This window comes from Mesorhizobium sp. CA5, from assembly GCF_020165105.1.
Taxonomy (GTDB): domain Bacteria; phylum Pseudomonadota; class Alphaproteobacteria; order Rhizobiales; family Rhizobiaceae; genus Mesorhizobium.
Genome location: NZ_JAIUHJ010000005.1, coordinates 1 through 19,162 on the forward strand (window position 1 = coordinate 1; position 19,162 = coordinate 19,162).

Genomic DNA, 19,162 nt, shown 5'->3' on the forward strand with positions numbered 1-19,162 from the left:
ACCCAGGCGCTCAACGGCGGCGAGCCGGCGACCGACACGCTGACGGTGTGGTCGGCCGACGGCACCGCTCACCACGATATCGTCGTCAACATCACCGGCACCAACGACGCCGCCTCGATTACCGGCAACAGCAGCGGTTCAGTGACCGAGGACGCCGTGCTGACCGTCAACGGCGCTCTGACCGCCAAAGACCCCGACGCGGGCCAGAGCTCCTTCCAGGTGCACAATGGCAGCAATCCAATTGCCGGGACCTACGGGTCGCTGACCATCGATGCCAGCGGAAACTGGGTCTATACGCTCAACAATGCCGCCGCCAACGTCCAGGCTCTGACCTCGGCGGACCATCAACACGATCAGATCCATGTGGCGTCGGCCGACGGCACGGACCACGTCATCGACATCACGGTGAACGGTGCCGACGAGCCTGTGACCAACCATGCGCCGAGCGCCCCGGTTTTCATCCCAAGCTCGGCGCCATCGGCGGATGGACAGGCTCCGAGCCTAGGCTCGTTTGTTTCGACCGATCCCGATGCTCAGGACACCGTCACATTCACGAGCACTTTCACGCCCGGCCTCAACAGCAATGGCTCGGTCTCCGTTGCCAGCAACGGCTCGCTGATTGTCAACGTGCCTACGGGGCAGACACTGAACGGGACGCTCACAGTCACCGCGACCGACAACCATGCCGCTTCCTCGTCGCCGCTAACTTTCAATGTCTGGATCGGCAACGGCAGCAGCGGCGGAAGCGGGGATGACGGAATCGTTCTCAGCAGCACGAACCCCAACATCGCGGACGGTCGTGCCGGCGCCGACGGGCTGACAGGCTCCAGCGGCGTCGACTACATCTTCGGCGGAAGCGGCAACGATACGATCAAGGGCCTTGGCGGCACCGACTGGTTGAGCGGCGGAGCCGGGGATGATCATTTCAGATTCGAAGCGGTGAGCGAGTCAACCCATGCGGCCTTCGACACCATTCTCGATTTCCAGCACTGGACGGGCGTGTCGAGTCACGACTTCATCGACTTTGCGAGCACCCTTGGCCTAACGGCAACAGGCACGGTCTCGGGTGGAAATCTGGCTGCTCATACCGTTGCCTGGCAGAGCGACGGGAGTGGCAACACGATCGTCTATGCCAATACCGGAACCTCGGCCGAGAGTGTGGCGGGTGGAGCCCACATCATCGAAATCCATTTGATGGGGGTATCCACGCTCACTGCCAACGACTTCAACCTGAGCGCCTGACAACAATGAAAAGTGACAGAGGGCGGCAGATAAGATGATGCAGGACCATTCTGCGCTCAAGCTTGCTCTCTCCCGCTGCCGCGGCGGTTTCGCCGCGGTGGCGGGGTTCAGCTTCGTCATCAACCTGCTCGTGCTCTCGACCTCGATCTACATGCTGCAGGTCTATGATCGCGTGCTGACGGGACGCAGCGTGGAAACGCTCGTCTATCTGACGCTGATCACGACGGCGGCGCTGGCTGCAATGGGCGCGCTCGAATTCTTCCGCTCGCGGCTGCTGGTGCAACTCGGCACCTGGATCGACCGCATGCTGTCGCCGCAGGTGCTGGGCCGCGGGCTTGAGAACGCGTTGCGCGGCTCATCCTACCGCACCGAGGCGCTGCGCGACCTCGCCACGCTGCGCGGCTATCTTGGCGGCGGCGGCATCATGGCGCTGTTCGACGCGCCATGGATGCCGCTCTATCTCGGCTTCGTCTTCCTGCTGCATCCCCTGCTCGGACTTCTGGCGCTGGGCGGTGCGATCATCTTGTTCGGCCTCGCCCTTGCCAACAACGCGCTGACGGCCAACACGCTCAAGCAGGCCAACGCCGCTTCCGCGCGCGCCTACCAAGCGGCGGATGCCGGTTTCCGCAATGCCGAAGTCATCGACGGGATGGGCATGGGCGGGGTGCTCGCCCGACGTTGGGACGCGGCCAATGCGTCCGTGCTCGCGCTGCAGACAACCGCCAGCGACTGGGCCGGCCTGATCAATGCATTCACCAAGCCGTTCCGGATGTTCCTGCAGGTCGCGGTGCTGGGGCTCGGCGCCTGGCTGTCGCTGCGCCACGAAGTCTCGCCCGGCGCCATGATCGCGGCGTCGATCATCATGTCGCGCGCGCTCGCGCCGGTTGAGCAGGCTATCGCCACCTGGAAGCAGACCACCGCCGCGCGCGAGGCCTGGCGCCGGCTGGACCGGCTGTTCGAGACTCCGTCGCTGCGCCCGCCGGGGATGGAATTGCCGCGTCCCCAGGGACAGCTCTCGGTCGACGCCGTCACATATATGCCGGCTGGCGCAAAGGAGCCCGTGCTCAGGAACCTCTCCTTCGCCGTGCCGCCGGGCCAGGTGCTTGCGGTGATCGGGCCGTCGGCCGCCGGCAAGTCGACGCTTGCCCGCCTGATCGTCGGCATGCTTTCGCCACAGCAGGGGCGGGTTCGGCTCGACAGTGTCGACGTGTTTGCCTGGAACCGCGCCGATTTCGGCTCCTATGTAGGCTATCTCCCCCAGGACGTCGAACTCTTTCCCGGAACCGTCCGCGAGAACATTGCCCGCATGGAGCAAGGCGATCCGGCCGAGATCGTGGCCGCCGCCCGGATGGCGGGCGTGCACGAGATGATCCTCAGGCTCCCAAATGGCTATGATACCGAGATAGGCGAGCAGGGTTCGGTGCTCTCCGGGGGGCAGCGCCAGCGCATAGGGCTTGCCAGGGCGCTCTATCGCCGTCCGGCGCTGCTGGTGCTGGACGAGCCGAACTCCAATCTCGATGCCGTCGGCGAGGAAGCCCTGAACCAGGCGATTGCCGCGATGAAGGAGGCAGGTTCGACCGTGGTGATCGTCGCCCACCGCCCGTCGCTGATGGTGAACGTCGATTGCGTCCTGGTGCTAAACGAAGGCCAGTCGCAGATGTTCGGCCCGCGCGACGTCGTGCTTGCGCAACTGCGCCGCCCCGAGCAGCAGTCGGCTGCGCCACAGGTTCGGGTCGTGAGCTCCGAAAGGACCGGATCGTGACGGAAGCCACCTTGTCGTTGGAAATGCCGCCGCCACCGACCGCCTGGCCGGCGGTGAGCGCCCATGTCTTCGGTGGCCTGACCGTCATCGGCCTGCTGTTCGGCGGCTTCGGCCTCTGGGCAGCCACCGCGCCGCTGACAAGCGCTGCGGTCGCGCCCGGGGTGGTGAAGGTCGACAGCAATCGCAAGACCGTACAGCACCTGGAAGGCGGCATCATCCGGGAAATCCTGGTCCGGGAAGGAGACCAGGTCAGGCAGGGCCAGATACTGGTCCGCCTCGACGGGCTCGACGCGGAATCCGACCGCGATGCCGTGCGCGGTGAACTCGATGCGGCGCTCGCCGGCGAAGCCCGCCTGATCGCGCAGCGCGACGGCCTGAGCACGATTCCATTCCCGGCAGACCTGTCGGCCCGGCGAAGCGAACCGACCGTCGCCGAGGCCCTTGCCGGTCAGGAGCGTATCTTCCAGGACCAGGCCAAGGTTCAGGCGTCGGAGGTCGAAGTCTGGCAGCAGCGGATCGCCCAGTACCATGCCCAGATGTCGGCGCTCGCTGCGAGAGTTGCGGCCTTCGAGATCCAGTTGCCGTCTCTGCGGGAAGAGTTGGCGGACGCCCGCACGCTGCTCAAGAAAGGCTATGGGGTGAAGTCCCGCGTGCTCCAGCTCGAACGGCAGATCATCGCAGCACAAGGCGAGGCTGAGTCGAACCGTGGGAACATAGAAAGCCTGCGGCAGCAGATCGCTGAGGCGGACGCACAGATCGACAATGGCCGGCTCTCCTATGTCAAGAAGGCTGCCGAGGACCTTCGTGACGTCCAGACCAAACGCTCCGAGCTCGAAAAGGCGCTTCAGAAGACCGACGCGCGCGCGGCGCGCCGTGATGTCGTTGCGCCGGAAGATGGGGCGGTGATGAACCTTCGATATTTCACGCCGGGCGGAGTTGTACCCCCCGGCGGGATTATTCTCGATCTCGTTCCCGATCAGGACAAGATGGTGCTGGATGTCAAGCTTCAGCCCCTGGATATCGATGTCGTTCGCCCAGGTCTGCCGGCGACGGTGCGGCTGGTCGCCTATAAGCAGAGAACCACGCCCACGGTGAAGGGCGCCCTTACCCGTGTTTCGGCCGACGCAGAGATCGACGAGCGCAGCGGCGCGACTTTTTTCCGGGGGACCGTCGAGGTGGGCGCCGATGAGCTTAAGAAGCTTCCGCAGGTGAAGCTATATCCGGGAATGCCGGTGGAGGTCTCCGTTGTTACAGGCAAGCGAACCATGCTCGAGTATCTCTTCCAGCCGGTCGCCGACAGTTTTGCTCACGCCTTCAGAGAGGAGTGAGAAAGGCGGCCAACCTCCCTTGGCCGCAACACAGGGTTGGGCGCGATAGCGCAGCAGTTCATTCATTGGGAGCGGTTGCGATCCACCCCAGTCGATTGCCGCATTGCACAATTCCGCCCGGCCTGCACAATAGGCGCATGTCCGCCGGTTCGTTGACCATCCTTGTTATCGACGAGAACCGCATCCGTGCCTCGATCATCGAGGCCGGATTGCGGGACGCCGGCCATCGCCATGTCACGGTCGTCCATGACGTCGCCGGCATCGCCCGGCGCATCGCCGAGATCGAGCCGGACGTCATCGTCATCGATCTCGAAAATCCCAACCGCGACATGCTGGAGAACATGTTCCAGCTGTCGCGCGTGGTGAAGCGGCCGATCGCGATGTTCGTCGACCGCTCCGACCAGGCCTCGATCGAAGCGGCCGTCGATGCCGGCGTGTCCGCCTACGTGGTCGACGGGCTGAAGAAGGAGCGCATCAAGCCGATCCTCGACATGGCGATCAGTCGCTTCAATGCTTTCTCGCGCATGGCGCGCGAACTGGAGGAGGTGCGCAGCGAGCTCGAGAACCGCAAGGTCATCGACCGGGCCAAGGGCATATTGATGAAGTCGCGGGGCTTAAGCGAGGAGGCGGCCTATGCGCTGCTGCGCAAGACCGCCATGAACCAGAACCGCAAGATCGCCGACATCGCCCAGAGCCTGGTGACGGCGGCGGGATTGCTGGGACCGCTGGAGGGCGAATGAGCATGTCGGCAGCGCATCAGATCACCGCCGGCTTCATGCCGCTCTTCGACAGCGCCGTCCTGGTCGCAGCCGGCGAGATGGGCTTTGCCGCGCGCGAGGGCATCGAGCTCAAGCTGCATCGCGAGACCTCCTGGGCCAATATCCGCGACCGCATCGCCATCGGCCACTTCGATGTCGCCCATATGCTCGGGCCGATGCCGCTCGCCTGCAGCCTCGGCCTCACGCCGCTTGCTTCCGAGACCATCGTGCCGTTCTCGCTCGGGCTCGGCGGCAACTGCGTCACTGTTTCTAATGCGGTGTGGCAAGGCATGGCGGCGCATGGCGCAGCACCTGACCTCGATCCGGCGCGCGCCGGAGCAGCGCTCGGCGCACTGATCCGCGAGCGGGCGGCCGCCGGCCGCGAACCGCTGCGTTTCGCCGTCGTGCATCCGCATTCCGGGCACAATTATGAGCTGCGCTACTGGCTCGCCGCCTGCGGCGTCGATCCCGACCGCGATATCGAGATCGTCATCGTGCCGCCGCCTTTCATGGCCGACGCATTGGCCGCCGGCCGCATCGACGGCTATTGCGTCGGCGAGCCCTGGAACAGCGCCGCCGTCGCGGCGGGCACCGGCCACGTCGTCACCGTGAAGGCGCTGCTGTGGCGCAACAGTCCGGAAAAGGTGATCGGGGTGCGCAAGTTGTGGGCCGAACAGAACCCGGACGCGCTGGCAGCGCTGCTGAGGGCTCTGCATCATTCCGCCCGCTGGTGCCAGGATCCGGCACACCGCGGCGAGCTGGCGGCGCTGATGGCGAGGCCCGACTTTCTCGGCCAGCCGGAGGCGATCCAGATGCCGGCCCTGACCGGGCAGCTTCAACTTGGCGGGGGCGCGGCACGGCGCGTCGAGGATTTCTTCCTGCCCTTCGACAAGGCGGCCAACTTTCCCTGGAAGAGCCATGCGCTCTGGTTCTACACGCAGATGGTGCGTTGGGGGCAGTTGCCGCATACGCCGCAAAACCTCGCCATCGCCCGCGACTGCTATCGGCCTGACCTCTACCGCGCGGCGTTGAGGCCGCTTGGCGTCGCCTTGCCAGGCGCCAATGCCAAGGTGGAAGGCGCGCTGAGGATGGCAACGCCGGTCGGCTCAGCGGGGGCAAGCCTGGTCCTTGGCCCCGACGGATTTTTCGACGGCCAGATCTTCGATCCGGACCGGATAGACGCCTATATTGCCGGCCAGCGGCGCCCCTGATCATTTGCGCGCCATTCTTGTGCATTGCACAAAATTTATGCGCAATGCCTGTGCCATTGATCAATGTTTGACCGCGTCGCCGCTCGGCGCGGTCGAAGGGCAAAGCTCCCACGTCATTGATTTTCCTTGAAATTCAGCTTTCGAGCGAAACTGGCACGCTTCGTGCTTTGAAATAATCGAGCCCGTTCGCGGGCAATGGAACAGGCGTCCAATGGCGGGCGCCACAGGCAAAGCTGCCGCTCAGGTCAATGCGCGATCCCGGATGTACGGACGCGCGAGGCTTGGACGGCGGCTTTTTTCGTTTTGGACCGGAGACGACGATGACCAAACGGAACGCAACGACATTGCTCAGGGATTTCACCCGCCGCGATTTCCTGGCGAGCAGCGCGCTGACGGCGGCGCTCTTTGCTGCCGCGCTCCTGCTGTTTCCCGCCAATCACCAAACCGAAGGCAAAAGCCCACAAGTGACCGCGCAAGTCCCGGTCTCGCCGCACTGACCGATGCCACGCCTCTGATCAACACAACGCGCGGTGCCTCCCACGCCGCAAACCGGAGCCGACCATGACTGCAAACCTCCCAGCCTCGCCCAGCCAGGATAATGCTCCCAGGCAGGCGCTCGTGATGTCCACCATCGCCTTCACCGTGTGCTTTGCGGTCTGGACGATCTTTTCCATCATCGGCGTGCGTATCAAGCAGGAGCTCGGCCTGAACGAGACCGAGTTCGGCCTGCTCGTCGGTACGCCGATCCTGACCGGCTCACTCGTGCGCATGGTGCTCGGCGTCTGGACAGACCGCTATGGCGGACGCCTGGTCTATACAGCGACTATGCTCGCCGCGGCGATCGCGACCTTCCTGCTCGCTTTTGCGCATACCTATGAGCAGATGCTGTTGGCCGCACTCGGCGTCGGGCTCGCGGGCGGCTCCTTTGCCGTCGGCGTCGCCTATGTCTCGCGCTTCTTCCCGGCCGCAAAGCAGGGCACCGCGCTCGGCATTTTCGGCGTCGGCAATGTCGGCGCCGCTGTCACCAAGTTCCTGGCGCCCTTCGTGCTGCTCGCCTGGGGCTGGCAGTCGGTGGCGTTGATCTGGGCCGCGGCGCTGGTCGTCATGGCCGCCATCTTTTGGTTCACCACCGGCGACGATCCGGTCATCCGCGAGCGCCGCGCCGGCAAGGCGGCGCCGGCAAGAAGCTTCTGGCAGGAATTCGCGCCGCTGAAGAACCTGCGGGTCTGGCGCTTCGCGTTCTACTATTTCTTCTCCTTCGGCGCGTTCGTGGCGCTGTCGCTCTGGCTGCCGCGCTACCTGATCGGCGTCTACGGTTTCGGCATCGCCACCGCCGGCATGATCGGCGCCGCCTATTCGATCCCCGCCAGCATCTTCCGCGCCTATGGCGGCGTGCTTTCCGACCGCATCGGCGCCCGCACCGTGCTCTACTGGACCTTCAGCGTCTGTGCCGTCGCGACACTCGTTCTGTCTCTCCCCTCGGCAGACTATGTCGTGCGCGGCATCAGCGGGCCGATCCCTTTCCATTTCGAGATCGGCCCGCTCGCCTTCATCGGCGTCGCCTGCGTGCTCGGCTTCTTCATGAGCCTCGGCAAGGCGGCCGTCTACAAGCACATCCCCGCCTATTATCCGCAGAGCGTAGGCGCGGTCGGCGGCGTGGTCGGCATGATCGGCGGGCTCGGCGGCTTCATCCTGCCGATCGCCTTCGGCGCGCTGAACGATCTGACCGGGGTCTGGTCGAGCTGCTTTATGCTGCTCTTCCTCATCGTCGTCTCCTGCCTGGTCTGGATGCACGTCACCATCCGCCGGATGGAGCGCGCCGCCGCCGTCAACAACGCATCCCTTTCCTACGCCGCCGAATAGATCGGAGCAGAGCGACGTGACCGAGAAACTCGTCATCATCGGCAACGGCATGGCGCCGGGCAGGATGCTGGAGCACCTGCTGGAAGCCGCGCCCGACCGCTACGCCGTGACCATCTTCAACGCCGAACCGCGCGTGAACTACGACCGCATCATGCTGTCGCCGGTGCTTTCGGGTGAGAAGGCGTTCGAGGAGATCGTCATCCATGGCGATGGCTGGTACATCAAGCACGGCATCACCCTCTACAAGGGCCACCGGATCGTCGCCATCGACAGGGAGGCCAAGACCGTCACCTCGGACCACGGCGTCACCGAGAGCTACGACAGGCTGGTCATCGCCACCGGCTCGGTGCCCTTCATCATTCCGGTGCCAGGCAAGGACTTGCCCGGCGTGCTCAGCTACCGCGATCTCGACGACGTCAACGCCATGCTGCTTGCCGCGCAGTCGCGCGCCAAGGCGGTCGTCATCGGCGGCGGCCTGCTCGGCCTCGAAGCCGCGGCCGGCCTGAAGGAGCGCGGCATGGACGTCACCGTGCTGCACGTCATGCCGACGCTGATGGAACGCCAGCTCGATCCCGCCGCCGGCTACCTTTTGCAGAAAGCCGTCGAGGCGCGCGGCATCAAGGTCATGACCAAGGCCAACACCAAGGCCATTGTCGGCAACGGCAAGGTCGAGGGTGTCGAGCTTATGGACGGCACGATCATTCCGGCGACGCTGGTGGTGATGGCGGTCGGCATCCGGCCGAGCACCGCTTTAGCCAAGGAGGCTGGGCTCGAGGTCAATCGCGGCATCGTCGTCGACGACCGCATGCGGACTTCCGATCCCGCCATCATGGCGCTCGGCGAATGCGCCGAGGTCGGCGGCCATGTCTACGGGCTGGTCGCGCCTCTCTACGAGATGGCACGGGTGGCGGCAGCCAAACTGACGGACAGTGAGGACAGGCGCTTCGTCCACTCCGATACGCCGACCAAGCTCAAGGTCACCGGCATCGACCTTTATTCGCTGGGCGACTTCGCCGACGGCGACGACCGCGAGGAGATCATCCTGCGCGACGCGTCGGCCGGCATCTACAAGCGTGTGGTGCTGCAGGACAACCGCATCATCGGCACCGTCTTGTTCGGCGAGACGGCCGACGGCGCGTGGTTCAACGACCTCAAGAAGAAGGCGACCGACATCTCGGAGATGCGCGACACGCTGATCTTCGGCCAGGCGTTCCAGGGGGGCGTTTCCTCGGACCCTTTGGCGGCCGTTGCGGCACTGGCGAATGATGCGGAAATCTGCGGCTGCAACGGCGTCTGCAAAGGCAAGATCACCGGCGCGATCACGGCCAAGGGGCTGACCGGCCTCGACGACGTGCGCGCCCACACCAAGGCCTCGGCCTCGTGCGGCTCGTGCACGGGTCTCGTCGAGCAGCTGCTTAAGCTCACGCTGGGTGACGCCTACAATCCGGCAGCGGTGCAGCCCATGTGCAGCTGCACGAGCCTTGGCCATGACGACGTGCGGCGCCTGATCAAGGCAAAGGGCCTGAAGACGATCCCCGCTGTCATGCAGGAGCTGGAGTGGAAGACCTCCTGCGGCTGCGCCAAGTGCCGGCCGGCGCTCAACTACTATCTCGTCTGCGACTGGCCGGACCAATATGCCGACGACTACCAGTCGCGCTTCATCAACGAGCGCGTGCACGCCAACATCCAGAAGGACGGCACCTATTCAGTGGTGCCGCGCATGTGGGGCGGGGTCACCAGCGCCGGCGAATTGCGCGCCATCGCCGACGTGGTCGACAAGTTCGATATCCCGATGGTCAAGGTGACGGGCGGCCAGCGCATCGACATGCTTGGCATCCGCAAGGAAGACCTGCCGGCGGTATGGGCCGATCTCGGCAAGGCGGGCTTCGTCTCCGGCCATGCTTATGCCAAGGGCCTGCGCACGGTGAAGACCTGCGTCGGCTCGGACTGGTGCCGCTTCGGCACGCAGGATTCGACCGGGCTCGGCATCCGTATCGAGAAGTTCATGTGGGGCTCCTGGACGCCGGCCAAGGTGAAGATGGCGGTGTCGGGATGCCCGCGCAACTGCGCGGAAGCGACCTGCAAGGATGTCGGCGTGGTGTGCGTCGACTCTGGCTACGAGATCCACTTCGCGGGCGCCGCCGGCCTCGACATCAAGGGCACGGAAGTGCTGGGGCTGGTGAAGACCGAGGACGAGGCGCTGGAGGCGATCGTGGCGCTCGTCCAGATGTATCGCGAGCAGGCCCGCTATCTGGAGCGCATCTACAAATGGGCCAAGCGGATCGGCACCGCCGAGATCAAGAAGCAGATCCTGGACGATGCCGAGCGCCGCAGGACGCTCTTCGACCGCTTCGTCTTCAGCCAAAAATTCGCGCAGGTCGATCCGTGGTCGGAGCGCGTCTCCGGCAAGGACAAGCATGAGTTCAGGCCGATGGCGTCGGTCGGGTTCGCGGAGGCGGCGGAGTGACCAATATGAACTGGATCGCCATCGGCTCCATCACCGATATTCCGCCGCGCGGTGCGCGTTGCGTTGCGACACCGCAAGGCAAGGTCGCCGTCTTTCGCACGGCAGACGACAAGGTGTTTGCCATCGACGACCACTGCCCGCACAAGGGCGGGCCGCTCAGCCAGGGCATCGTCCATGGCGCTGCCGTGACTTGCCCGCTGCACAATTGGGTGATCTCGCTGGAGACAGGCAAGGCGCTTGGCGCCGACGAAGGTTCGGTACGGACTATACCGGTCAAGGTCGAGGGCGAACGGTTGTTCATCGCGCTCGAAGCGCTGGCCTCGAAAGCGGCCTGAGGCATGCAAGAAGCACGCGAGGTGAGGACCACCTGCCCCTATTGCGGGGTGGGCTGCGGCGTGCTCGCCGAGGTCGCCGCGGACGGCACGACGACCGTCCGCGGCGACCCCGATCATCCAGCCAATTTCGGCAAGCTCTGCTCGAAGGGTTCGGCTCTCGGCGAGACGCTCGGCCTCGAAGGCCGCTTGCTGCGGCCGGAAATCGGCGGCAGGCAGGCGAGCTGGGACGAAGCGCTCGACCTCGTAGCCGCGAAATTCTCGCAGGCCGTAGCCGAGCACGGCCCGGACTCTGTCGCCTTCTACGTCTCGGGCCAATTGCTCACCGAGGATTATTACGTCGCCAACAAGCTGATGAAGGGCTTCATCGGCTCGGCCAATATCGACACCAATTCGCGGCTCTGCATGGCGTCGTCCGTCGCCGGCCACCGCCGCGCTTTCGGCGAGGACATCGTTCCCGGTGTCTATGAGGATTTCGAGCGCGCCGACCTCATCGTGCTCACCGGCTCCAACACCGCATGGTGCCATCCGGTGCTCTACCAGCGCATGCTCGCGGCGCGAAAGGAACGCGGAACCAGGATCGTCGTCATCGACCCGCGCCGCACCGCAACCGCCGACGAGTGCGACCTGCATCTGGCGCTCGATCCGGGCACGGATGTGCTGCTGTTCAACGGGCTGCTCGCGCGTCTCGTCCAGGCCGGGAAGATCGATCCTGATTTCATCCGCGACCATACATCGGGCTTCGATGCGGCAGCTTCGCTCGCCGGCGCCGATGCGCCGTCGATCGCTCGCGTCGCGAAAGGCTGCGGACTGGCGGCAGCCGACGTCCAGGCCTTCTACGATCTCTTTGCCGAGACCGAGCGGACGGTCACCGTCTATAGCCAGGGCGTCAACCAGTCGGCGCATGGAACCGACAAGGTCAACGCCATCATCAACTGCCATCTCGCCACGGGCCGCATCGGCAAGCCCGGCACCGGGCCGTTCTCGGTCACCGGGCAGCCGAACGCCATGGGCGGCCGCGAGGTCGGCGGTCTGGCCAACCAGCTTGCCGCGCATATGGATTTTGCCGACGAGGCCAGTATCGACCGGGTCTCCCACTTCTGGAATGCGCCCAACATCGCCCGGCGCGGCGGCCTGAAGGCCGTAGACATGTTCCAGGCGGTCGCCGACGGCCGCATCAAGGCCTTGTGGGTCATGGGCACCAATCCCGCCGTCTCGATGCCCGACGCTTCGCGTGTGCGCGCTGCGTTGTCCAAATGCAATTTCGTCGCCGTCTCGGATGTGACCCGCACCGACACCACGCGCTATGCCGACGTGCTGCTGCCGGCCGCCGCCTGGGGCGAGAAGGACGGCACCGTCACCAATTCGGAACGGCGCCTCTCGCGCCAGCGGCCGTTCCTGCCGCCGCCCGGCGAGGCGAAAGCCGACTGGCGTATCATCTGCGAGGTCGCCGCGCGCATGGGCTTTGGCGAGGCCTTCGCCTACCGGACGCCGGCCGCGATCTTCCGCGAGCATGCAGCGCTGTCCGCCTTCGAGAACAACGGCAAGCGCCTGTTCGACCTTGGCGGCGTGGCTGCTCTCGGCGATGAAGATTATTCCGCCTTCGCGCCGCGCCATTGGCCCGCGTCGGAGCGATACGAGCAGCAGACGAGACTTTTTTCTGATGGTCGCTTCCCGACACAAGACGGCCGCGCGCGTTTCGTGCCGGTGCGGCAGGAGGCGACGGCCTTTACGGTCGACGCGGACTATCCGCTTGCCCTGAACACCGGCCGGCTGCGCGACCAGTGGCACACCATGACGCGCACCGGAAACGTGCCGCGTTTGATGGCGAATGCGCCGGAGCCCGCGGTCGACCTCCATCCGGCGGACGCGGCCGCGCATCATCTCAAGGATGGCGACCTCGCTCATCTTTCAACCCGCTTCGGCTTCGTCCGCGCCAGGGTGCGTGTGGCCGACGCGCAGCGGCGCGGCCAAGCCTTCATGCCCATGCATTGGAGCGGCCAGTTCGCGGCCAGGGCAGCAGCCGGTCTGTTGTCCTCACCGGTCACCGATCCGCATTCAGGCCAGCCGGAGCTCAAGCATGTCCCCGCCAGGATCGCGCGGGAAGAGGCTGGCTGGGCGGGCGTGCTCATCACGCGGCGCGATCTCAGGCCGACCGGTTTCGTCCATTGGAGCCGGCATGCTGTCGAGGGCGGATGGGTTTACGAGCTCACCGGAACCGAGCCGCCGGACCAGGGCATTCTCCTGGCGCGCAAGCTGCTCGGCGCGCAGCGACGGGATCAGCTCCTGGAATACACCGACCGTCGCGGGCTCGCCTATCGTGCCGCTGCGATCGACGATGGCGGCGCTATGGCCGAAGCCCTGCTGGTCGCCGCCCCGGATCAATTGCCCATACGGGACTGGCTGGTGTCATTGCTCGCCACGCGCCAGCCGCTGTCGACGACCGATCGCCACGCGCTTCTGTCCGGCCGGTCGCCGGTGCCCATGCCTGCGATCGGGCGCGTCGTGTGCGCCTGCTTCCATGTCGGCGCCAACCAGCTCGCTTCGGCGGTCGCCTCGGGATGCGACAGCCTCGAAGCGATCGGCTCGACGCTGCGCGCGGGCACCAATTGCGGCTCATGCCGCTCGGAGATCAGGGCGATCATCGACGCCCGCCGTGTGCAGGCCGCCGAGTAATTCATGCGTGTCGCCGTCGCCCGCTTCGAAACGTTCCACTTCGACCTTCCTGTGCTGGCCCCGCGTAAGGCCACAGCGCGGTTTTGGCTCAGACGCCCGCGATCGCCAAGAGCCATGCCAGAATGTCGAGCAACAGAAAGAGCAGCGCTATCTGCAGAGCCACCCGCAGGCGCTGGATGATTCGCCAGTTGGCGGCCATGTCCGCCTTGATGCGAAGAGCAAGGGCGCGGTGCATCGCCGACATCGATGCAGGCCCGTCGCCATCGACATATTGATGCAGCAATTCTTCCGGATCGAAGCGGAATGAGTATTGGTGATAGGGCCAAAGCATGAAGACGATGAGCCCGCCGATGCTGAACAGCAGCGACACCGCAATCCATTCCCAAAGCCCAAGCCCGTCGGAAAGGGCCGCGCCGCCGAGCAGCGAGTTCGCGAATGCTGTGGCGAAGATCAGGCTCCCGGCGCGGGTGCTCATGTTCTCCACCACGGTCTGCTGATGGGTGAGACCTCTCACCGCCTCCTGATAGATGAACGCAAGACGAGGGTCATCGTCGGTGGGACTGTTTGCAGCAGCACGCGAACGCTCGGCCATAAGGGGTGCCTCTCCGATGCGACAGGGATGAGCCGCTTATTTTGTCCATGTCGTTGCCGCAAAACCGCTGCACACTTTTGCGCGACATGCCTTAGCTCAAATACTACCGGTCCTCGATGATCCTCAAATACGCCGCCGTCACGAACAGCACGATGAAACCGAACAAAATGCGGCGGCCGCCTTCGGGCATCTGCAGGATGGTGAGCAGCGTCGTCAGCACCGTCAGGATCAGCGCGCCGACGATGGTGCCGGTGTAGCCGCCGCGGCCGCCGAAGATCGAGGTGCCGCCGATGACGGCCGCCGCCACCGAAGGCAGCACCAGCGGCTCGGCGAGCGACAGCGAGGGCGCCTTGATCAGGCCTATATAGAGCAGGCCGGTGATGCCGGCGAGCAGGCTGGAGAGGACATAGAGCGCCGTGATCACCTGCCAGTAGCGGACGCCTGACAGTCGCGCGGCGCGTTCGTTGTCGCCGACGGCATAGAGCAGGCGGCCGAAGCCGGTGCGGTTCAGCATGAAGACAATCAGCACCGCCACCGGCACGAACAGGAAGAGCGCGTTGGGAAAGCCGTAGGTGAGGCCGGTGCCCAGCCAGTTGAGGAAATCCGGGATTTTCGCGCCGGAGGCGATCACGGTGCGCTGGTAGACCTGCAGGAAGCCGGTGCCTATCAGGCTGGTGCCCAGCGTCATGATCAGCGGATGCACCCGAAACACGCCGACGCCGATGCCGTTGACGAGGCCGATCAGCACGGCGGGCAGCATGGCCAGCAGGAAAGCCACCGCGGGATCCTGGTTGACGATTTGCGTCGCCATGATGAAGGCGCTCATCGTCGCCACGGTGCCGACCGAAAGGTCGATGCCGCCGGTCAGCATGGTCATGGTCTGGCAGCCGGCGAGGATCGCCAGCGGGATGGCGAATTTCGCCGTGTTGGCGATCCAGCGCTCGTTGACGATGCCCGGACGCAGGACCTGCAGGATCGCCACGAGGATGATCAAAAGGATGATCAGCGGGATGAGCGGCCGGTCCGCCATGAAGCGCTTCAAGCGGCGCCCGAACGAGACCGGCTGGGGCATGGTCGCGATGTCGGTCATGGCGTTGCTCCTACCGGACGGCCGCGGATGGTGATGAAGGCGCCGAACATCACGACCGCGACCATGATCGCGCCTTCGATGATGGCGGTCACGTTCGGATCGATGGCCAGAAGCGTCAGATCGGTGCGCACCAGCCGCAGCACGAAGACGGCGATGATCGGCCCGAGCAGGCCGCCCTTGCCGCCGCCGAGCGCGACGCCGCCCAGCACGACGGCGGCGACGCTGGCGAGCAGATAAGGCCCGGGAATGGGCGCGCCGATGCCGGTGCTGATGGTGAGAGACAATCCGCCCATCGCGGCGAACAGGCCGGAGAGCGCATAGGCGACGATCCTGGTGCGCGCCACCGGCACGCCGCTGCGAAAGGCGGCGAGCTCGTCGCTGCCTATGGCATAGATGGAGAGGCCAAGCCGCGAGCGCCTGAGCGGAATCCACACGATGCAGAGGCAGACGACGAGCAGCACCAGGGCCTTCGGAACCCAGGCGTCGGCCCAGTCCGGCAGGCCGGGGATGGGCGCGGTGCCGATGACACTTGCCTTCAGCCACTCGGCGGCGGCGCCGCCGGGAGCACCAAGCACCAGCAGCGCTGCGCCCTGCAGCACGAACAGCATGGCCAAGGTGACGACAATGTCGGGCACCCGCGTGACGACGATAAGCACGCCGTTCAGCGCGCCGAGCACCAACCCCATGGCCAGCACGAAGGGCACGACGAACAATGCATATTCCTCGCCGGCGCCGTTCATCATCGAGGCAGCGGTCACGCTGGTCAGCGCCATCATGGCGGCGACCGACAGATCGATGCCGCCGGCGATGACGACGACGGTCTGGGCCGCGACAGCAAAGGCGTAAGGCAGAACCGCCCGCGCCAGCGAACCGAAGTCGCCGCTGCCATAGCCCGGCTGGATCAGCTTGGTGACGACGAAGACAAGGATCAGCAGGGCGAACAGGCCTGCCACCCAGCCTTGGTTGCGCAAGAAGCGGCTCATGACGCGGCCTCGGCACTGGAACCAGGTTTGACCTCGGCAAGGATGCCGACATCGGCCCTGGCGCCGCGCGGCAGGCCGTAGGCGGCCCGCATCAATGCCGCTTCGTCGGCGTCTTCGACCGGGAAAGTGTCGACGACGCGGCCGCCGAAGATGACGATGACGCGGTCGCAGACACGCTGCACCTCTTCCATCTCGGACGTGTAGAACAGCACCGACTTACCCTGGCCGGCGAGCTCGCGCAGCAGCTTGTAGATCTCCTGCTTGGTGCCGACATCGATGCCGCGCGTCGCGTCGAAGCAAAGGATGGTGCGGGCGTTGGCGGCGATCCAGCGAGCGATGGTCACCTTCTGCTGGTTGCCGCCGGACAGGCGCTGCACTTCGCCCTGGGCGCGGGTGTCGATCTGCAACCTGCCGATGGCGCCGGAAACCACCACCTGCTCGCGGCGCATGCGGATCGGGCCCCATTTGCGCGGCGCCGCGCTGAAGGGCAGCGCGATGTTCTCGCGCACCGAACGCTGCATGGCCAAGGCCTCGGCGCGGTCGCCCGGCACATAGGCGATGCCGGCCTGGATGGCGTCGCTCGGATGCGAGAATTTGACCGGCGCGCCGTCGACGCCGATGCTGCCGCCGGTCGGACGGATCGAGCCGGCAAGCGCGGCGAAGAGCTCGTCCTGGCCCTGACCTTCGAGTGCAAAGACGCCGGCGACCTCGCCATTGGCGAGATCGAAGGAGACGTCGTTGAGCTTGGTGCCTAGCTGCAGGTTGCGGACCGATAATCGCGGACGACCTTCGCCGGCAACCGCCCCGTCATTCGCCGCGCGCGCGGCGACGCGCGTCTTCTCGATGCGGGTGCCGAGCATCATCTCGACTATTCTTTCCTCGATGCCCGGCTCGATGTCGACGACGCCGACGGTTGCGCCGTCGCGCAGCACGGTGGCGCGGTCGCAGAGTGCGGAGATCTCGACGAAACGGTGCGAGATGAAGATGACGGAGCGCCCGGCGTCGCCCTGGCGGCGCACGACTTCCAGCACTTTCTCAGCGAGGTTCGCCGGTAGTGCGGCGGTCATCTCGTCGAGAAGAAGCACGTCGGGCTCGACGGCGAGCGCGCGCGCCAAGTCGAGCACGCGCAGGATTGCCAAGGGGATATGACGCGCCGTCTCGCGGATATCGAGGTCGGGAATGCCGAGCTCGCGCACCCATGCACGGAACGGCTCGACCGGCGTGCCGGTGAGCCGCAGATTGGATAGGACATCGAGGTCGGGGATCAGCGAAGGTTCCTGGTAGACCGGCAGCAGGCCGGCGCGGCGGGCGGCGGCTGGCGAGCGGACATCGAGCTGCTGGCCGCGGATCAGGATGCGCCCGGCGTCCGCCTTGATCGCCCCCGTCAGGATCTTCACCAGCGTCGACTTGCCAGCGCCATTGGCGCCCATCAGCGCGTGCACCTCGCCCGGCAACACGGACAGCGAGGCGTTGCGCAGCGCGGCAACCGCACCATAGTTCTTCGCTACGCCGGAGGCGTCGAGGAGAGGGCTTTGCGGCAACGGGTTTGTTGTCAAATGGTGTGGTTCTCGTTCCAGAAATTAATGCAGGCGGTGGCTGAAGCAACCGACTTCCCCTTTTCCCTTGTGGGAGAAGGTGTGGTCGAAGGCGCGGGGTGTTCCAGCGGCGTGAGACGTTGGCGTTCCCTGGAACACTCCTCATCCGTCTCGGCGCTATGCGCCGATCCGCCTTCTCCCACAAGGGGAGAAGGCAGAAAGGCGTCTCGTCTCTTACTCGCCCGGGCCCTTGCAGGCGATGATCTGATCCTTGGTGTAGGTCGTCCAATCCGGGATCGAGATCGAGACAGGCCATTCGGGGCTGAGCGAGGGGTCGACGACGCTCTTCAGCTTGGCCTTGCCTTCGTCGGTGGCGTTTTCCCAAAGCTGCGGCTCGACCAGGACGGTCTGCTGCGCCGGCTTCTTGCCGTCGAGGATCTGGAGCGCCAGCGTCACGCCGGCGCCGCCGATCGAGCCGGGATTGGTGACGGCCGCGCCCACCAGGCCCTTGACCGAGCTCAACTGGCCGACGAAGCCGGCATTGTCGGCGCCGACCACAGGCACCATCGGCGCCTGCTGCTCGACCAGCGCGTCGACGATGACGTTGTCGATGCCGGAGGTCCAGATGCCGTTGATCGGGGTGCCGGTGGCGAGGAAGGACAGGATCTGCTGCTTGGCCTGATCCTGCTGCCAGCCGGTGAAGACTTCCTGCGCGACCTTCACGTCGGGGAATTCGGCCAGCGCCTTCTTGAACCCTTTGTCGCGATCCGAGTCGGCCGAAGCGCCGGCGGCGCCGCGCATGTAGAGCACCTCACCCTTGCCGCCCATCTGCTGGAACAGCCACTTGGCGCCGAGATAGGCATATTGTTCCTGGTTGTTGGAGATGATGTAGGCGGACGGCTCGGTCACCGCCTGGTCGACGGCGACGACGACGATGCCGGCCTTGGTGGCTTCCTCGAGACCGGCCTTGATGCCTGCCGGATCGGCCGGGTTGACGACGATGGCGTCGACCTTGGCGCTGATCAGGTTGCGGATGTCCTCGAGCTGGCCGGCGGCATCGGTGTTGCGATGGGCGATGTTGAGCTTCGCCACCTCGCCGGATGCGAGCGCCTGCGCCTTCATCGCGCAGATCATTTCCTCGCGCCAGCCATTGCCCTGCACGGTGTTGGAAATGCCGATCGTGTACTTGCCGGCGGCGGCCGAGGCGCCCACCGAGGCAAGCAGCGCGGCGCCGGCAAGGAGCGAGGCCACGGTCAGATGTCTTTTCATTTCAGTACTCCTCCACATTGATCTTTTCAGTTCGGTTCCAGGCTCTGATTCAGT

Annotated in this window: 15 protein-coding genes; 10 read left to right on the top strand and 5 right to left on the bottom strand. The window is 65.5% G+C overall.

Annotated features, from left to right (window positions below):
• From LB529_RS08150 to LB529_RS08195, 10 genes are all read left to right on the top strand, one after another.
• Positions 1-1,242 (top strand): VCBS domain-containing protein (locus LB529_RS08150; RefSeq protein ID WP_224710775.1); only part of this gene is annotated, 1,242 nt, incomplete at its 5' end.
• A 37-nt stretch (positions 1,243-1,279) separates the two neighbouring features.
• Positions 1,280-3,004 carry a type I secretion system permease/ATPase gene (locus tag LB529_RS08155; protein WP_224710776.1) on the top strand — a complete coding sequence of 575 codons (1,725 nt, stop codon included), beginning with the start codon at positions 1,280-1,282 and terminating at the stop codon, positions 3,002-3,004.
• Positions 3,001-4,332: an HlyD family type I secretion periplasmic adaptor subunit gene (locus LB529_RS08160; protein WP_224710777.1), complete on the top strand. Its 1,332-nt coding sequence runs from the start codon at positions 3,001-3,003 to the stop codon at positions 4,330-4,332. The genes LB529_RS08155 and LB529_RS08160 overlap by 4 nt, the downstream gene beginning before the upstream one ends.
• Before the next feature lie 137 nt (positions 4,333-4,469).
• The gene (locus LB529_RS08165) at positions 4,470-5,072 is read left to right on the top strand and encodes an ANTAR domain-containing response regulator (RefSeq protein WP_224710778.1); all 603 of its coding nucleotides are present in this window, start codon (positions 4,470-4,472) and stop codon (positions 5,070-5,072) included.
• Positions 5,073-5,074: 2 nt separating this feature from the next.
• Positions 5,075-6,301: a CmpA/NrtA family ABC transporter substrate-binding protein gene (locus LB529_RS08170; RefSeq protein ID WP_224710924.1), complete on the top strand. Its 1,227-nt coding sequence runs from the start codon at positions 5,075-5,077 to the stop codon at positions 6,299-6,301.
• 320 nt (positions 6,302-6,621) lie between these two features.
• Positions 6,622-6,798, top strand: coding sequence for a twin-arginine translocation signal domain-containing protein (locus tag LB529_RS08175; RefSeq protein ID WP_224710779.1), 177 nt, complete (start codon positions 6,622-6,624; stop codon positions 6,796-6,798).
• 64 nt (positions 6,799-6,862) lie between these two features.
• The gene (locus LB529_RS08180; protein WP_224710780.1) at positions 6,863-8,164 is read left to right on the top strand and encodes an MFS transporter; all 1,302 of its coding nucleotides are present in this window, start codon (positions 6,863-6,865) and stop codon (positions 8,162-8,164) included.
• A gap of 16 nt (positions 8,165-8,180) precedes the next feature.
• Entirely contained in the window at positions 8,181-10,631 is a 2,451-nt protein-coding gene (gene nirB / locus LB529_RS08185; protein WP_224710781.1) for a nitrite reductase large subunit NirB, read from the top strand.
• Between the two features lie 5 nt (positions 10,632-10,636).
• Positions 10,637-10,966, top strand: coding sequence for a nitrite reductase small subunit NirD (nirD, locus tag LB529_RS08190; RefSeq protein WP_140846331.1), 330 nt, complete (start codon positions 10,637-10,639; stop codon positions 10,964-10,966).
• A 3-nt stretch (positions 10,967-10,969) separates the two neighbouring features.
• A complete protein-coding gene (locus LB529_RS08195) occupies positions 10,970-13,639 on the top strand; it encodes a nitrate reductase (RefSeq protein WP_224710782.1) in 2,670 nt (889 codons plus the stop codon).
• Between the two features lie 88 nt (positions 13,640-13,727).
• Here the strand turns inward: LB529_RS08195 and LB529_RS08200 are convergent, their stop codons facing one another.
• The 5 genes from LB529_RS08200 to LB529_RS08220 all read right to left on the bottom strand — a co-directional run bounded on the left by LB529_RS08200 (position 13,728) and on the right by LB529_RS08220 (position 19,126).
• Positions 13,728-14,231, bottom strand: coding sequence for a hypothetical protein (locus LB529_RS08200; protein WP_224710783.1), 504 nt, complete (start codon positions 14,229-14,231; stop codon positions 13,728-13,730).
• A 103-nt stretch (positions 14,232-14,334) separates the two neighbouring features.
• Positions 14,335-15,321 (bottom strand): ABC transporter permease, encoded by a 987-nt coding sequence (locus LB529_RS08205; protein WP_224710784.1) that lies wholly within the window; start codon positions 15,319-15,321, stop codon positions 14,335-14,337.
• Positions 15,318-16,304, bottom strand: a complete 987-nt coding sequence (locus tag LB529_RS08210; protein ID WP_224710785.1) for an ABC transporter permease — start codon at positions 16,302-16,304, stop codon at positions 15,318-15,320. Before LB529_RS08210 ends, LB529_RS08205 begins: the two co-directional genes overlap by 4 nt.
• Entirely contained in the window at positions 16,301-17,845 is a 1,545-nt protein-coding gene (locus LB529_RS08215; RefSeq protein WP_224710925.1) for a sugar ABC transporter ATP-binding protein, read from the bottom strand. Before LB529_RS08215 ends, LB529_RS08210 begins: the two co-directional genes overlap by 4 nt.
• Before the next feature lie 228 nt (positions 17,846-18,073).
• Positions 18,074-19,126 carry an ABC transporter substrate-binding protein gene (locus LB529_RS08220; RefSeq protein ID WP_411962454.1) on the bottom strand — a complete coding sequence of 351 codons (1,053 nt, stop codon included), beginning with the start codon at positions 19,124-19,126 and terminating at the stop codon, positions 18,074-18,076.
• Between the last annotated feature and the right edge of the window lie 36 nt (positions 19,127-19,162).

Bases quoted from the DNA above. Each gene is read 5' to 3' on its own strand.
- LB529_RS08155 (WP_224710776.1), top strand. From the start codon at position 1,280: ATGCAGGACCATTCTGCGCTCAAGCTTGCTCTCTCCCGCTGCCGCGGC.
- LB529_RS08165 (WP_224710778.1), top strand. From the start codon at position 4,470: ATGTCCGCCGGTTCGTTGACCATCCTTGTTATCGACGAGAACCGCATC.
- LB529_RS08170 (WP_224710924.1), top strand. From the start codon at position 5,075: ATGTCGGCAGCGCATCAGATCACCGCCGGCTTCATGCCGCTCTTCGAC.
- LB529_RS08175 (WP_224710779.1), top strand. From the start codon at position 6,622: ATGACCAAACGGAACGCAACGACATTGCTCAGGGATTTCACCCGCCGC.
- LB529_RS08180 (WP_224710780.1), top strand. From the start codon at position 6,863: ATGACTGCAAACCTCCCAGCCTCGCCCAGCCAGGATAATGCTCCCAGG.
- nirD (WP_140846331.1), top strand. From the start codon at position 10,637: ATGAACTGGATCGCCATCGGCTCCATCACCGATATTCCGCCGCGCGGT.
- LB529_RS08195 (WP_224710782.1), top strand. From the start codon at position 10,970: ATGCAAGAAGCACGCGAGGTGAGGACCACCTGCCCCTATTGCGGGGTG.
- LB529_RS08200 (WP_224710783.1), bottom strand. From the start codon at position 14,231: ATGGCCGAGCGTTCGCGTGCTGCTGCAAACAGTCCCACCGACGATGAC.
- LB529_RS08205 (WP_224710784.1), bottom strand. From the start codon at position 15,321: ATGACCGACATCGCGACCATGCCCCAGCCGGTCTCGTTCGGGCGCCGC.
- LB529_RS08210 (WP_224710785.1), bottom strand. From the start codon at position 16,304: ATGAGCCGCTTCTTGCGCAACCAAGGCTGGGTGGCAGGCCTGTTCGCC.
- LB529_RS08220 (WP_411962454.1), bottom strand. From the start codon at position 19,126: ATGTGGAGGAGTACTGAAATGAAAAGACATCTGACCGTGGCCTCGCTC.